Source organism: Chelatococcus sp. YT9 (assembly GCF_018398315.1).
In the GTDB taxonomy this organism is placed as follows: Bacteria; Pseudomonadota; Alphaproteobacteria; order Rhizobiales; family Beijerinckiaceae; genus Chelatococcus.
In genome coordinates this window covers 2,699,747-2,714,351 of record NZ_JAHBRW010000001.1, presented here as the reverse complement: position 1 = coordinate 2,714,351, position 14,605 = coordinate 2,699,747, and the positions used below count along the sequence as shown (strand labels likewise).

Sequence of the window (14,605 nt, the reverse complement as noted above, 5' to 3'; positions counted from 1 at the left end):
GGAAGGCCCATGCACGAAGCGCACTTGCAGGAATGCGCCCCGTGTCTAGCCCGCGATGGCGGTCTCGATCGCGGCGAGCGCTTCCGCAGCGCGAGCGCCATCCGGACCTCCCGCCTGGGCCAAATCCGGTCGGCCGCCACCGCCGGCGCCGCCGAGCACGGCTGAGCCCGCCTTGACGAGGGTGACCGCGTTGACCGTATCGACCTTGTCTGCCGTCACCCCTACGATCAGGCTCGCTCGGCCATCTTCAGCCACGCTGACGAAGGCCACGACACCGCTGCCGATCCGCTTCTTGGCGTCATCGACGATGCCCTTCAGCTCCTTGGCTGGCGTGTTGGCGAGAACACGGCCCATGTAGGTGACGCCAGCGACTGTCTTGGTTGCTTCATTGCCGCCGCCACCTGTCGCCAGTTGCTTGCGCGCGTCGGCAAGCTCTCTCTCCAATTTGCGACGTTCCTCCATCAAGGCCTCGAGGCGTCCGAATGCATCGGCCGATGGCACCTTGAGCAAGCCGGCCAAGGCCTTCAGCTGGTTGGCCTCATCATTGAGATAACGGCGCGCCGCATCGCCAGTCACAGCCTCCAAACGGCGCACTCCCGCAGCAACGGCGCCTTCGGAGAGCACGGTGATGAGCCCGATATCGCCCGTACGCCCAACATGCGTTCCGCCGCAGAGCTCAACCGAGAACGCTTGGTTATCACCGGGCGCAAGGCCCATCGAGACAACCCGGACCTCATCGCCGTACTTCTCGCCGAACAGCGCGCGCGCCCCCGACGCAATCGCGTCGTCCACCCCCATGAGACGCGTCACCACTTCGCTGTTGCCGAGAAGGATCTCGTTCGCCATGGTCTCGACAGCCGACAATTCCTCCGCAGAGATCGGCTTGGGATGGCTGAAATCGAAGCGCAGCCTGTCCGGCGCGACGAGCGAACCCTTCTGGGCGATGTGATCGCCCAGAACCCGGCGCAACGCCTCGTGCAGCAGATGCGTCGCGCTGTGGTTCGAGCGGATCGCCAGGCGGCGGCGATGATCGACGGCCAGCTCGACGGGCAACCCCACCTTCAAAGCACCGCTCTTCACCGCAACGCGATGAACGAACAGATCACCGAGCTTCTTCTGTGTATCAAGCACATCGGCCTGGAAACCGACGCCGGCTATCGACCCGGTATCACCGACCTGGCCACCGGATTCACCATAGAACGGCGTCTGGTTCAGGACGACGTAGCCCTCCTGCCCGGCCTCCAGCTCCATCACCTCGGCACCGTCGCGCAGGAGCGCGGTAATCACCCCCTCAGCGACCTCTGTGTCATAGCCGAGGAATTCGCTCGCCCCGAGTCTGTCCCGCAAGCTGAACCACACAGCCTCGGTCGCCGCCTCGCCGGACCCGGACCAGCCCGCCCGCGCCATCTCGCGTTGACGTTCCATGGCCGCGTTGAAGCGATCCACGTCGACACCGATATCCCGCGCACGCAAGGCGTCCTGCGTGAGATCGAGCGGAAAGCCGTAGGTATCATAGAGCGTGAAGGCAACCTCGCCCGACAGCTTGTCGCCGGATTTCAGCGCCCGCGCCTCATCCTCGAGGATCGACAGGCCGCGCTCCAACGTCTTGCGGAAGCGGGTCTCCTCAAGCCGCAAGGTCTCTGTGATGAGAGCCTCGGCGCGCACCAGCTCGCCATAGGCTTGACCCATCTCACGAACCAGGGCCGGCACCAGGCGCCAGAGGATCGGTTCGCGCGCGCCGAGGAGCTCGGCGTGGCGCATGGCGCGGCGCATGATGCGTCGCAGCACATAGCCACGTCCCTCGTTCGACGGCAGCACGCCGTCGGCGACGAGGAACGCGGACGCTCGGAGGTGATCGGCTATGACGCGATGGCTCGCCTTCTGCGGCCCGTCTGGATCGACACCCGTGAAATTGGCGACAGCCACAACCAGCGCCCGCATGAGATCGGTCGCATAGTTGTCGTGCGTGCCTTGCAGCACGGCCGCGATGCGCTCGAGACCCATGCCGGTATCGATCGAGGGTCGCGGAAGCACCACGCGATTGCCCGGCGCCAGCTGCTCGTATTGCATGAAGACGAGATTCCAGATCTCGATGAAACGGTCCCCGTCCTCATCGGGACTACCGGGAGGGCCGCCCGGTATGTGGTCCCCATGATCATAGAAGATCTCCGAACAGGGACCGCAGGGGCCCGTATCGCCCATCTGCCAGAAATTATCGGAGGTCGGGATGCGAATGATCTTGTCGTCGGACAGACCCGCGATCTTCTTCCACAGTCCATGAGCCTCGTCGTCTTCGGAAAAGACCGTCACGAGAAGCTTCTTCTCGGGCAGCCCGAACTCACGGGTTACGAGTTTCCAGGCAAGCTCGATCGCATCGGCCTTGAAATAATCGCCGAAAGAGAAGTTTCCCAGCATCTCGAAGAACGTGTGATGACGGGCGGTATAGCCGACATTATCGAGGTCATTGTGCTTGCCACCGGCACGAACGCACTTCTGGGATGTCGTCGCGCGCTTGTAAGGCCGCGTCTCGACACCCGTGAAGACATTCTTGAACTGCACCATGCCCGCATTGGTGAACATCAATGTCGGATCATTGCGCGGCACGAGCGGGCTCGAAGGCACAACCTCGTGGCCGCTCTTGGCAAAATAGTCGAGGAAGCTCGATCTGATCTCGTTAACGCCGCTCATTCGGTCCACATCCGCACACCAGCGACGGCACGCCTCGCGCCGCCTTCTCGCTGCCAAGCATTCTTTCAAGGGCAAGGCCCCGCCCGAAAAGCGGACTTACGGGGAAAGCGATGAGCTTGGCAACAGCCGGTGTTTCTAGAGCCCTCGCGTCAACCTGTCGATAGGTTCTATGGCCTACTTTGCATCGTGATCTACGAAGCACCGAAAAACGCGGCCCTCGCGCAACACCGCCGGGGCAAGGCAGCCCCGGCGTCGTGGGGCCGCTTTCCCGTAACAGCCCCTCTCGCCTAATCCAAAGCCGATCAGGCTGCGCCCTCATCCAGATCCTCGGCCGTGGGTTCGGCATTCTCAAGAATGCGATCGGCAAGCACGCCGGAGTTCTGCCGGATGGCGAGCTCGATGCGATCGGCGACATCGGGATTGCTGCGGAGAAACTGCTTGGCGTTCTCGCGCCCCTGGCCGAGACGCTGGCTGTCGTAAGAGAACCACGCGCCCGATTTCTCGACGATGCCGCCCTTGACGCCGAGGTCGATAAGCTCGCCGACCTTCGATACGCCTTCGCCGTACATGATGTCGAACTCGACCTGCTTGAAGGGAGGAGCGACCTTGTTCTTCACCACCTTGACGCGTGTGGTGTTGCCGATCGTCTCATCACGGTCCTTGATCGCACCGACGCGGCGGATGTCGAGACGCACGGATGCGTAGAACTTCAACGCGTTGCCGCCGCTCGTCGTCTCCGGAGAACCATACATCACGCCGATCTTCATTCGAATCTGGTTGATGAAGATGACCATGGTATTGGAACGCGAAATGGAAGCCGTCAGCTTGCGCAGCGCCTGGCTCATCAGCCGGGCCTGCATGCCGGGCTGCATATCGCCCATCTCGCCTTCGATCTCAGCCCGCGGGGTCAGGGCGGCCACCGAATCGACCACGAGAACGTCGATGGCTCCTGAACGCACCAGTGTGTCCGCGATCTCGAGCGCCTGTTCGCCGGTATCCGGTTGCGAGATCAACAGATCGTCCAGCTTCACGCCAAGCTTCCGGGCATAGACCGGATCGAGCGCATGCTCGGCGTCGATGAAGCCGCAGACACCGCCCTTCTTCTGCGCCTCGGCGATCGTATGAAGGGCGAGCGTTGTCTTGCCCGATGACTCCGGCCCGTAGATCTCGATGATGCGCCCACGTGGCAGGCCGCCGACGCCCAAGGCGATGTCGAGACCGAGCGAGCCTGTCGACACCGTCTCGATTTCGATGGGCTTGTCGCTCTTGCCGAGACGCATGATCGAGCCTTTGCCGAAAGCGCGCTCGATCTGCGAGAGCGCGGCGTCAAGGGCTTTCGATTTATCCATGGAGCTGCCTTCCACGAGTCGCAGGCTGGACTGGGACATCACTATCGTCCTTATGGCATGAGGCGAGAATGAAACTCAACGCTTAGGCGTTCAGCGCTTGCCGAGAGCTTGTGGGCAATCCAACGCGCCCTTCGAATGTACTCTCTTTGTTCTCGCTCGCAAGTTCTTTTTTTGTTCTCATTTCCTGGTATCCCTAGCATCATTCTCCTCTTGCGCATCATGATGACTGCAAAAGGAAGAAGAAGGATGCCAAACAAGCGCAGAGCTGGGCGCCAGCCGGAGCCTCTCGGCAAGCCCGTCCGCCCACACACCGAGCGCCTAATGATAGCAGAAGTCGGCCTCAGGCTTTCTGATCAGACGGCGCGTGCGCAAGGCTGAGGTCCATGCCGTGGGGCTCGGCCCGGAACGGGCGTGTCAGCAAGGCGGCCATGACATCGGCAATGGGTTGCCCGTCCAGAACCACGGCCCGGACTGCCTCACAGATCGGCATATCGACATTCAGGCTGCGGGCCAGATCCGTCACCGACTGGGCGTTCTCGACCCCCTCCACCACCACGGGGCGCCCACCGAACATCTCGCTCGGCGCGCGCCCGATCGCAAGGCCCATGCCATAACGCATGTTGCGCGACTGTTCGCTGGAGCAGGTCAAGGTCAGGTCGCCGATCCCGGACAGGCCCGTCACCGTATCGCGTCGCCCGCCCAGCGCCTCCGCCAAACCCTTGATCTCGTCGAGGCCGCGTGTGATCAGCGCGGCCCGCGTATTCGCGCCAAAACCAAGCCCGGTCGCGATGCCGCAGGCTATTGCCAGCACGTTCTTGACCGCGCCGCCAACCTCAACCCCCACGACGTCGTCGGACACATAGGGTCGGAAAGCCTGGGTCCCGAGCGCGACCGCAACTGCTGCCGCGAGCGATGTCTGCGGATCAATGGCCGCGTCGGCAGAGGCCACCGTGATGGCGGTCGGCATGCCCGCCGCGACTTCGCCGGCGAATGTCGGGCCGGAAAGCACGGCGAGCGCATGGCCCGGGAGGGCCTCTTCGACGACCGCCGCGAGGAGGAGGCCGCTGCCGCGCTCGATGCCCTTCGCACAGATGACGACAGGCGTCTCCGGCGCGAGAAGCGGCCGCAGGGTCTCCGCGGTCTTACGCAGAAACTGCGAGGGGACGACGATGAGGACAACATCAGCGCCCCCTACGACGGCAGCGAGATCGTTGTCCACGGCAACGGCCTCGGGAACGTGATGACCCGGCAGGAAAAGCGTGTTCTCACGGCTCTTGCGAATGCTCGCGACCACCTCGGGCTCTCGCGCCCACAGGCGCACGGATCTGTCGGCCCGCACGGCGGTCATGGCGAGGGCGGTGCCCCAGGCCCCTGCCCCGACCACAGCGACCGTGTCGATCTTCCGCGCAGTCCTATGCTCCGAGGCCATACCTTCGACCACCTTTCTCGCTCCACATGTCCGATCAGCGACCGACCATCGCGCCCTTCACAGCTTCGATGAGCTGCTTGAGGCTGAAGGGCTTCGGCAGGAAGGTGAAGTCCTCGCCCTCGGGCAGGTGCTTCTTGAACGCATCTTCGGCGTAGCCGGACACGAAGATGACCTTCAGATCGGGTTGTCGGCCGCGCAGCTCGCCGAGCAGGGTCGGCCCATCCATTTCCGGCATCACCACGTCGGAAACGACGAGATCGATGGGTGCCGCGCGCTCGTCAAGGACAGCGAGAGCCTCGCGGCCGGACGCAGCCTCCAGCACAGTATAACCGCGTGTGGCGAGCGCGCGCGCCGCAAAAGCGCGCACCGCCTCCTCGTCTTCGACCAGAAGGATCGTGCCGCGCCCGGTGAGGTCCGGCATCTGCGCCTTGCCGGGTTGGATCTTCACGGGCTCCTCGACGACGACCGGCTGGTGCCGTGGCAGGAATATCGAGAATGTCGTGCCCGTACCCGGCTCACTGTTGCAGAAGATATAGCCGCCGGTCTGCTTGACGATGCCATAGACCGTCGAGAGGCCAAGGCCCGTTCCCTTGCCGATCTCCTTGGTGGTGAAGAACGGCTCGAAGATCTTGTCGATCACGTCGGCTGGTATGCCCGTGCCGGTGTCAGCCACCTCGATCAGCACGTAATCGGCCACGGGCATGGATTTTTCACCGAGCTTCTCGCTCTCGGCGGCGGACACGTTGGCGGTGCGAATGGTGAGGGTTCCACCGTCTGTCATGGCATCCCTGGCATTGACCGCCAGATTGACCACGACCTGCTCGAACTGGTTCACGTCCGCCTTGACCAGCCAGAGGTCGCGGCCATGGTGCAAATCCAGCGTAACATGCTCGCCCAGGAGGCGCTTCAGCAGGAGCGAAAGGTCCGACAGGCTGTCGCTGAGCTGGATAACCTGTGGCCGCAAGGTCTGGCGGCGTGAAAAAGCCAGCAGCTGCCGCACCAGGCTCGCGGCCCGGTTGGCGTTCTGCTTGATCTGCATGATGTCCTGGAATGACGGATCTGTCGGGCGATGATTGGCGAGGAGGAGATCCGAGTAGCCGATGATCGCCTGCAGCACGTTGTTGAAATCATGCGCCACGCCGCCGGCAAGCTGTCCCACCGCCTGCATCTTCTGCGCCTGGGCGAATTGCGCTTCGAGGACACGCTGCTCCGTGGTTTCCAACGCGTAGATGATGGCGACTTCACCGGCGCCGTCCCCCTCCGTGTCCTCGACCGCGGTTATATAGAGCCGGGCCGAACGTCCGCCCTCACCGTCGACAGTCGCCTCGATGGGCGTAATCTCGTCGCGGCCGGCAGCGGCCGCCGCCAACGCATTGCTCAGCGCTTCGCGGTCGCGCTCCACAACCATCTCGAACAGCGAGCGCTCTCCGCCGTCGCTCTTCGCGAGCGCCGAGCCGAAAAGACGTGCGAATGAGCCGTTCGAACCCGTGATCGCCCCGTGCCGGCTGACGGTGGCGATGGCCACCGGCGTATTGTTGAAAAATCGCGCGAAACGGACCTCGGCGGCTCGCTGCCCTTCGGCAACGTCCTCTCCGGGCGAGCGGTTGAGAACGAGCGTGCGTGAAGGCCCGATGGCGCCGTCGGCGCCGATTGCGACCCGATGAAAGAGCCGTACCGGCAGCGACTTCCCGCCGCGCCGCCGCAGATCGACATCGAGAATCTCCGTGTGAACGTCGCCCGGCGCGCCCTTCACGGCTGCGATCAGCGCCGCCGCGTTGGCGGGAGCAACATCGCCGAGCTTCAGACCGCCCGACCCGACCTGCGCGAGATCATGCTCCAGCCAGGTGGCGAGCGTCGCATTCATATAGACGATGTCGCCAGCTGCATCGACCGAGAGGAAGCCGGCCGGCGCATGGTCCAGATAGTCGATCGCATGCTGCAGTTCCTGGAAGACGTTCTCCTGGCGCTCGCGGTCGCGGGTCACGTCCACGACGCTCCACACCGTTGCCGCACGGCTGCCAGGGCGCGGCAACGGGCGCACGCGCACCCGGTACCAGCCCGCGTCGTTGCCAGTCAGGCCCGGCTGCAGCCGGATTTCCTCCGTGGCGACCCGCGATTCACGGGCCGCCTGGGCGAGGCGATAGATCGCCTCCGACACCTCGGCGCTGCCGGAGAAAAGCCGCTCCACGATGCGGACATCTCCACCTTTGGCGCTCCCGGAAAGCGTCAGGTAAGCCTCATTCGCATAGGTCACGCGGCTGTCCGCACCAACAACGATGATACCTTCCGGCGCCGTATCGACGAGATGCTTCGTTAGGTCATTGCGCGTGCCGCGACCGCTGAGCTGCACGAAGCCGATCGCAAGACCGAACAGGCTGAACACGCCGGCCATGGCAAGGATTGCCAGGAAACCCACGATGAGCGGCTGCGCCGCATCGCTGGCGACGAAGCTCAAAGCAACCACCGCGCCGATCAGTACGACCGCGAGCAGGAGCACGAAGCCGGCATGGCCCGGGCGATCAGATCGGTCGATCGACCTGTTCACGCTCGTATCGCTCATTCCCGGACCTCTCGTACGCTATCGCGCGCGCTGGACGCACCAGCCCTTCCCCAGCCCCCCGGGCACTTGCCCGAGAGGTCCCTATTCCAATGAATGGGCAGGATCATCGTGTCTAGCCCCAAAGCCGAGCCTCGTTGCTGAACGAGGAAGCCACACGAAAAGGCTCCGGCACCTCATCGGTCGTCTCCCGCCCGGCGTCGCCCGGCGGGCGGGAACACCCGGGATGCCGCCCATGACGATGAGCGATCTCGGATCGAAAGACGGGCTCGCCCGCCTCAATCGATCGAAACTCGTCCCGGGTCATGATCTGGCGCGTCCGTTCGCTTGTGCCTGTTTGCGCTCATAAGCGCCAGCGGGAAGGGATGACGAGGCAAAAATCTATGTGGTTTGCATTAACCGCGGGTTAACCTTGCGCCGCAAAAAACGTACTGTGACAACGTCTCGAAGTATCCCCGCATGTCGGTGGTGGGACCAACGGGAGACGTGAGGTGCAGTCCTTTTTCGGCTTAGAAATCTCAGCGGCGGTCCAATACCTTATCGCGCTGATCATCATTTTCGCGCTTCTGGTCGCCTTTGCTGTCGTCCTGCGTCGCATCACCGCGCCTCGCGCTGGAGGCGCGAATCACGTCTCGTCGCGTAGCAGACAGCCTCGCCTTGCTGTGGTCGACACCTTCGACCTGGACCAAAGGCGACAGCTGATCTTGCTGCGACGTGACAATGTCGAGCATCTCGTCATGGTCGGCGGCCCCACCGACATCGTGGTCGAAAGTGGGATCTCGCGCGGCGGCCAGCGCGCGCTCTCGCCGGTCGGCAACCTGCAGCAGGCGATGGAGGAGGCCTCTCAGCTTCCTCTTGATCTGGCTTTGTCCGCCCCCCTGCCGGGCAGCGAGGTTCCTTCTTCCGACCGCCGGGGCGAAGCTCGCTTCACGCCGCAACCGGATCTGCGCCAGACGGACCCGGTCGAGCGACGCAAACCCGCATCGCCCGCAACTGCCGCTCCGTCACGCGATCCCGGACCCCGTGATTCTCAACCTCGCGATTCGCTGGACGTCTTCAGGCGGGAGGTGCCTCCCGCAGCCGAGAAGGCACTTGAGGAGCGACTATCCCAGACCGATATAGGCAATTTGACGGCCCGGCCCGGCGCGTCGTCGCGACCGGGGTCAACCATACGTCCCATGGATCCCGCCGCACCGCCCCGCCCGGTCACGACGCCACTCGCGGAGAAACCGGCGGCGCCTCGTCCCGAAGCGGTAAAGCCCGCGCCCACCAAGACCGACCCCGCCGCTCCGGATTCCGAGCCGATGTCGGCGATGGCGCGCGAACTGGAACAGGCCCTCCAGCGCCCGTTCTCGGCAACGCGGCCCACCACGACATCAACCTCCGCACCACAAGGGCCCACGCCTCGGGCCCCAACCGGCCCGTCCGGTGTTCATCCGGCTCCGCCGCCATCACGACCCGGTGGGATGCCTCCAGGCCGGCCCCCCGCCGGCTCGGTCGGTGCAGTGGCGCAGCCGCCGGAGCCCCCTGCGCGCCCCCGCTCCACGGCTCCGAATGCGCCGTGGGATCAGCTGTCTGCGATGATGAAGCGGCCCTCCGCCGCCGAGCCAGGCGCGCCGTCGGCGACATCCGCCGAAAAGCCTGCTGCGCCGCAGCAGCCAGCCTCGGCATCCCCGCCCTTCCCGACCTCGCCTTCGCCGACACGCGAACCCGCTCCCTCCGTGAGCGAGCCCGCATCCGGCAAGAGTGACGCCGCACCGGCGGCGCAGAAACCTGCCGTCGATCCATTTTCCGTGGACGACATCGAAGCGGAATTCGCCCGCCTGCTCGGCCGCACTCCACCGACCAGATAAGGAACCCAGGGCAGCCGACCGCAATTCCAGCGGAGTTGCCTCGACAGCCCCTTCAAGGCCTTAGACGGCCCCTATATAGGCGACCGGGCCTAGGGCATCACGCTTCTGGCGATGTGAAAAGAAAAGAGGCGCTTCCGATGGCATCGAAAGCGCCTCTCCTTATCGCAGCAGCCCCGGCTCGGCGTGCAGGGGCTGTGAAGCACTCTACAATCAGTCGTCGCGATAGACGCGTTCGTTGCGCTCGTGGCGCTCCTGTGCCTCTAGCGAAAGCGTCGCTATGGGCCGCGCCTCCAGCCGCTTCAAGGAAATCGGCTCACCGGTTTCCTCGCAGTAGCCATAGGACAGGTCTTCGATACGCAACAACGCCGCCTCAATCTTGGCGATTAGCTTGCGCTGCCTATCCCGAGCCCTGAGTTCGATCGCCCGATCGGTTTCCGATGAGGCGCGATCGGCCAGGTCCGGATGGTTCTCGCTCTCGCTTTGCAGCGCGACCAACGTCTCGCGGCTTTCCCGCAGGATGTCCTCTTTCCAGTTCAGGAGCTTGCGCCGAAAGTACTCTCGCTGACGCTCGCTCATGAACGGCTCGTCTTCTGACGGGCGGTAGCTCTCGTCGATTACGATATCCGACATGCGTGGCTTTGCTCTTATCCCCTGAGCCCCTCGTGAGGCGCCGCCTATATAGCGGCCGAAGGCCCCGGCGACAACGCGGATTACAGTCACCTTTTGGTGCAGGGTGGCAAAAACTTTAAGCGCTTGGGGCGAGACCGGGCCAACACCTCAGCAAACCATTGGAAATAAACACGTTTTAAAAGCTTGTCGCAGGCCTTGCTCAAGGCTGCGCAACACGGTTGCCGTCGATGATCGCAACGATCTCGGCCTCGAGGCGCTCGGCCAGGCTCCTGCGATAGTGGGTATGATCGAAGAAATTACCGGGATCCCGATTCTCCGGACGGTCGAGACGCCAATCCACGATATAGGTGTTGGGGCGTTCCGCCGCGATCTTTGCAAAGATGTCGCGGCACACCGTTTCCGCCTTCGCTGCCGGCGTTCCCGGCTCGGGCATGCCCGTGATGTAGACGGGAGGGCGCACAAGAACGACCTTCGTATCGGCAGGCAATGTCGCGATACGCGCCGCAACAGCCTGCGCGGCTGGAAAATCATTGCCGAGATTGACGTCGGCCGTGCCTTGCGGCTTGTCCAGCTCCTGCCGCATATGCGCCAGTTGCTCGGGCGTGCCGACGCCATAGACGTTCTCGTAGTTCCAGAAGCCGTTTGGAGGCGCCTGCGGGCGCTGGCCGATCACGTAGGAGAAATAATTGCGCAGGCCGCTTAAGGAAGAAGAGCGGAACAGGCCTTGCAAGTAGTCCAGCGTGGAAAGGCTGTAGAGCCAATAGGGAAATGGATTGGCCTGCTTCGAGAAATCGTCTGAGCACCACACGCCGTCAATGCCGAGCACCATGACCTTTGGCGGCTCCGCCCGATGCGCCATGAACCAGTCCCACGTCGTCAGCAGTTCTTTCGGCAAGGCGCCTTGAACCACAAGGGCCACAAAGGGAATGCCGGTCTTCTCGCTGAGAACGGCTGGATCGATCATCTGCACGCGTGAATTGCCAATGATCGCCGAATTGAAGGCCTGATCGCGGCCCCGGCTCACATTAGCCGTTCGCGGTCCTTGCTGCGGCACGCCCTCTTTGAGACGGACCGGTGACCGCCCGGTGTCGAAGGGATCGACCAACAGCATGAGCGCAAGAACGCCGAACAGAAAGCCGAAGGAGCCTATGCAGAAAATCACGACGAACCGCCGCCAGCTCGCCGAAGACACATGACGCATCGGCAGCCCGAGGCGCCGTCCCAGGCGAGCCAGCCTCTCCCTTTGCGTTTCTGTACCCGTAAGTTCCATGCCTTCCACTTTCCAGGAAACACAGCGCGCCAAACCGGCTTGATCAGGTGCCCGGGACACGTGCCTTGTTGAGGATCGCGGCCACCTCTGCTGCGATCAGATTGGCGACTGTCTTTCTATAATGTGTGTGATCGATGAAGCCGTCCGGGTTGCGGGTCTCGGGCCGGTCCACCCGCCAATCAATCAAATGGGTATTCGCCCGTCCCGCGGCCAAGGCTGCGTGGATCGCCCGGCAAGCCGCGTCGGTCTTCGCCTGATCGCTCCCCGGTGCACCAAGCCCCGTCACGTATACAGGCGGGCGAACGAGAAAGACGGCGGTCTCCGGCGGCAGATTGGCGAGACGCTCTGCGAGCGCCTCCGCTGCCCCGAATCGTCCCGTGAGGTTGATCTCGACTTCCGCGTCCGGCCCCTGCAATTTCTGCCGTCGCTCAGGGCTGTCGTATCCCAGCTTCCTATAGACCGGCTCATAGTCCCAGTAGCCGTCCGGTCGCGCGCGGTCCCTCAGACCGAAGAGGTAGCTGAGATAACGCGGAACATATTCCGCCAGCACGCTATAGCGCAGAAGCCCCTCAAGATAGGCCACACGGGACCGATCATAAAGCCAGAATGGGAAGGGATCGGTCGGGCTCATCGAAACGCGGTCGTCGCACCAGGGCATGTCCAGCCCGATGATGATCGCCTTTGGCGCTGTCTCGCGATTTCGCATGAACCAGTCCAGGACGGCCAGTTGCTCACGGGAACGGCTGGCCTGGATCACAAGCGAGACGAACGGGATCCCTGTGGCTTGGCTCAGCGTCTCCGGCTCGAGGGCCTGGATGCGGGAATTCCCGATGATGGCAGCCTCAAAAGCGGGATCACGCCCGCGGCTGGCGTTCTCCAGTCGGCTCGTGGCTGCGTTGTCGACATCCGGGGCCGGAACCCCGGGCGAACGAGAGACGGGCGAACGACCGGTGTCAAACGGATCGATCAGGAACATCAACACCACGATGGCGACAAGGCCACCCAAGGACGTGACCATGAAGGTCATCGCAAAGCGCCGCCAGGGCCCGCTCCAGCCCGCAACGCCGGAGCGCGCCAAATCCTGGCCCCCGCGCTCAGAACTGGAAATAGATGAACTCATAGGACTCGCTGTCCCCGATCTTCAGCAGCAGCACGATGAACATGATCGCAAGCGCCACGGCGAGCAGCGGATGGGGCTGCGGCTTATGGACAAGCGCCCAGGCCGTAGGACCAATCATGGCGAAGACGGCGGCCCAGGCGATCGCCCGCCATTTGAAGCCGGAACCGAGCGGCGCAAGGCCAAGCAGTCCTTCATACATATGGAGCGCGCCCTGGAAGCTCTCGGCACGGAACAGGACCCAGGTTAGCACGACGAACAGGAAGGTCAGGAACCATCCCACGATCGGGTGCATCGGCAGCCCCGCCCGGCGCCAGAGAACACCAACGCCTAGGCCCACGCCGTGAGCGACACCCCAGGCCACGAAGGTCATCCCTGCTCCATGCCACAGGCCACCCAGTGTCATCGTCGCGAACAGGGCAAGCAGTTGCAACGCGAGGCCATGCCGGTTGCCGCCGAGGGCGATGTAGAGATAGTCGCGGAGGAAGCGCGACAAGGTCATGTGCCAGCGGCGCCAGAAATCCTGCAGCGACAGGGCGCGATAGGGCGTGTCGAAGTTCTGCGGCAGAACCACGCCGAACATGAGCGCAATGCCGAGCGCCATGTCGGTATAGCCGGAGAAATCGAAATAGATCTGGAAGGCGAAAGAGAGCGTGCCTTGCCACGCCTGGGCGACTGTGACTGATCCGAGTTCAGCGGCGGCGAACACGGGATTGACGTTGACGGCCAATTGGTCGCCGATCAGGACCTTCTTCGCCAAGCCGACGATCAGCAGCATGATCCCGCGCGCGAAACGCTCGGCCGCATCGCTGCGCTGATAAGGTCGCTCGTCGAACTGATGCATGATCTCGCTCCAGCGCACGAGCGGACCGGCGAGAACTTGCGGGAAGAAGGCGATGTAGAGTCCATAGCGCACGAGATCGAACGGCTTGGTTTTCCCCGCCCTCAGATCTGTCAGGTACATCACATGGTGGAAAGTGAAGAACGAGATGCCGAGCGGCAGCGCCAGCGAGAGCATCGGAATTGACACGCCTGGGAGCGTATTGGCGAGCCCGGCGAAGAAATCGGCGTATTTGAAGAGCGCGAGGACGAAGAGGTTCGCCGTGATGGCAATGACGATCAGGCTCTCGCGCCGGGTGGACGCGAAAAGCCTCGCGATGGCCCAGTTGATCACGATAGACAGAATGATCAGCGGAATGAAACGCCAATCCCAATAGCCGTAGAATACGATCGAGAGAACGAGAAGCAGCGGCAGGCGCCAGGAGGGCTGAAAGCGTTCAACCAGCGCATGCAAGGCGAGCGCGGCAGGCAGAAAGACAAGCAAGAACGCGTAAGAGTTAAACAGCATGGACCGGCAGCATCCCCCCGCTTCCCGGCACATACTGTGGCGGGAAACATTGGCGCGCGGCTGTCATGACTTCATTCCGGCCGCAACAGGTGCTGCACCGAGCCGCGAACGCCAACCCGCCTTTGATTCTGACCCTCAATCGGATCAAATGGATAGAGTGTCTATGTCACGAAGCACGTCGGTACCGTCAACCAATTTTAGACCGCTAACAAATCGCGCCCGTCGTTAGGCTGTCGATTATCCCGAGCTGTGTTTCCATGGCGACAGGAGGCCGAGCGGAACGCCCCGTGTGACGACTTGACCGGCAGCCTCATCCCGTCTCTCTTTTGGACGAGCGGTAACGGATGTGTGAGCTTCGACGACG

At 63.3% G+C, this 14,605-nt stretch carries 9 protein-coding genes; 1 reads left to right on the top strand and 8 read right to left on the bottom strand.

The window, feature by feature from the left end:
• Positions 1-45 precede the first annotated feature (45 nt).
• The 4 genes from alaS to cckA all read right to left on the bottom strand — a co-directional run bounded on the left by alaS (position 46) and on the right by cckA (position 8,026).
• On the bottom strand, positions 46-2,688 hold the full coding sequence (gene alaS / locus KIO76_RS12330) for an alanine--tRNA ligase (protein ID WP_213323552.1): 2,643 nt from the start codon (positions 2,686-2,688) through the stop codon (positions 46-48).
• A gap of 302 nt (positions 2,689-2,990) precedes the next feature.
• Positions 2,991-4,076, bottom strand: coding sequence for a recombinase RecA (gene recA / locus KIO76_RS12325; RefSeq protein WP_213323551.1), 1,086 nt, complete (start codon positions 4,074-4,076; stop codon positions 2,991-2,993).
• A gap of 301 nt (positions 4,077-4,377) precedes the next feature.
• Complete coding sequence (locus KIO76_RS12320) at positions 4,378-5,478, bottom strand: NAD(P)H-dependent glycerol-3-phosphate dehydrogenase (protein ID WP_291976139.1); 1,101 nt, start codon at positions 5,476-5,478, stop codon at positions 4,378-4,380.
• A gap of 22 nt (positions 5,479-5,500) precedes the next feature.
• A complete protein-coding gene (gene cckA, locus KIO76_RS12315; RefSeq protein ID WP_213323550.1) occupies positions 5,501-8,026 on the bottom strand; it encodes a cell cycle histidine kinase CckA in 2,526 nt (841 codons plus the stop codon).
• Between the two features lie 488 nt (positions 8,027-8,514).
• On the opposite strand from cckA, the gene KIO76_RS12310 reads away from it, so the two are divergent.
• Positions 8,515-9,876 carry a flagellar biosynthetic protein FliO gene (locus tag KIO76_RS12310; RefSeq protein ID WP_213323549.1) on the top strand — a complete coding sequence of 454 codons (1,362 nt, stop codon included), beginning with the start codon at positions 8,515-8,517 and terminating at the stop codon, positions 9,874-9,876.
• A gap of 210 nt (positions 9,877-10,086) precedes the next feature.
• Here KIO76_RS12310 and dksA read toward each other — a convergent pair whose 3' ends face one another.
• The 4 genes from dksA to KIO76_RS12290 form a co-directional block, all read right to left on the bottom strand.
• The gene (dksA, locus tag KIO76_RS12305; RefSeq protein WP_213323548.1) at positions 10,087-10,506 is read right to left on the bottom strand and encodes an RNA polymerase-binding protein DksA; all 420 of its coding nucleotides are present in this window, start codon (positions 10,504-10,506) and stop codon (positions 10,087-10,089) included.
• Positions 10,507-10,705: 199 nt separating this feature from the next.
• Positions 10,706-11,776: a hypothetical protein gene (locus KIO76_RS12300; RefSeq protein WP_213323547.1), complete on the bottom strand. Its 1,071-nt coding sequence runs from the start codon at positions 11,774-11,776 to the stop codon at positions 10,706-10,708.
• A gap of 43 nt (positions 11,777-11,819) precedes the next feature.
• Complete coding sequence (locus KIO76_RS12295; RefSeq protein WP_213323546.1) at positions 11,820-12,896, bottom strand: hypothetical protein; 1,077 nt, start codon at positions 12,894-12,896, stop codon at positions 11,820-11,822.
• Positions 12,871-14,241, bottom strand: coding sequence for an MBOAT family O-acyltransferase (locus tag KIO76_RS12290; protein WP_213323545.1), 1,371 nt, complete (start codon positions 14,239-14,241; stop codon positions 12,871-12,873). Before KIO76_RS12290 ends, KIO76_RS12295 begins: the two co-directional genes overlap by 26 nt.
• Positions 14,242-14,605: the final 364 nt, after the last annotated feature.

What these genes read in the sequence shown, in the direction of transcription:
- KIO76_RS12300 (WP_213323547.1), bottom strand. Translation starts at nt 11,776, where the DNA reads ATGGAACTTACGGGTACAGAAACGCAAAGGGAGAGGCTGGCTCGCCTG.
- KIO76_RS12295 (WP_213323546.1), bottom strand. Translation starts at nt 12,896, where the DNA reads ATGAGTTCATCTATTTCCAGTTCTGAGCGCGGGGGCCAGGATTTGGCG.
- KIO76_RS12290 (WP_213323545.1), bottom strand. Translation starts at nt 14,241, where the DNA reads ATGCTGTTTAACTCTTACGCGTTCTTGCTTGTCTTTCTGCCTGCCGCG.
- alaS (WP_213323552.1), bottom strand. Translation starts at nt 2,688, where the DNA reads ATGAGCGGCGTTAACGAGATCAGATCGAGCTTCCTCGACTATTTTGCC.
- dksA (WP_213323548.1), bottom strand. Translation starts at nt 10,506, where the DNA reads ATGTCGGATATCGTAATCGACGAGAGCTACCGCCCGTCAGAAGACGAG.
- cckA (WP_213323550.1), bottom strand. Translation starts at nt 8,026, where the DNA reads ATGAGCGATACGAGCGTGAACAGGTCGATCGACCGATCTGATCGCCCG.
- recA (WP_213323551.1), bottom strand. Translation starts at nt 4,076, where the DNA reads ATGTCCCAGTCCAGCCTGCGACTCGTGGAAGGCAGCTCCATGGATAAA.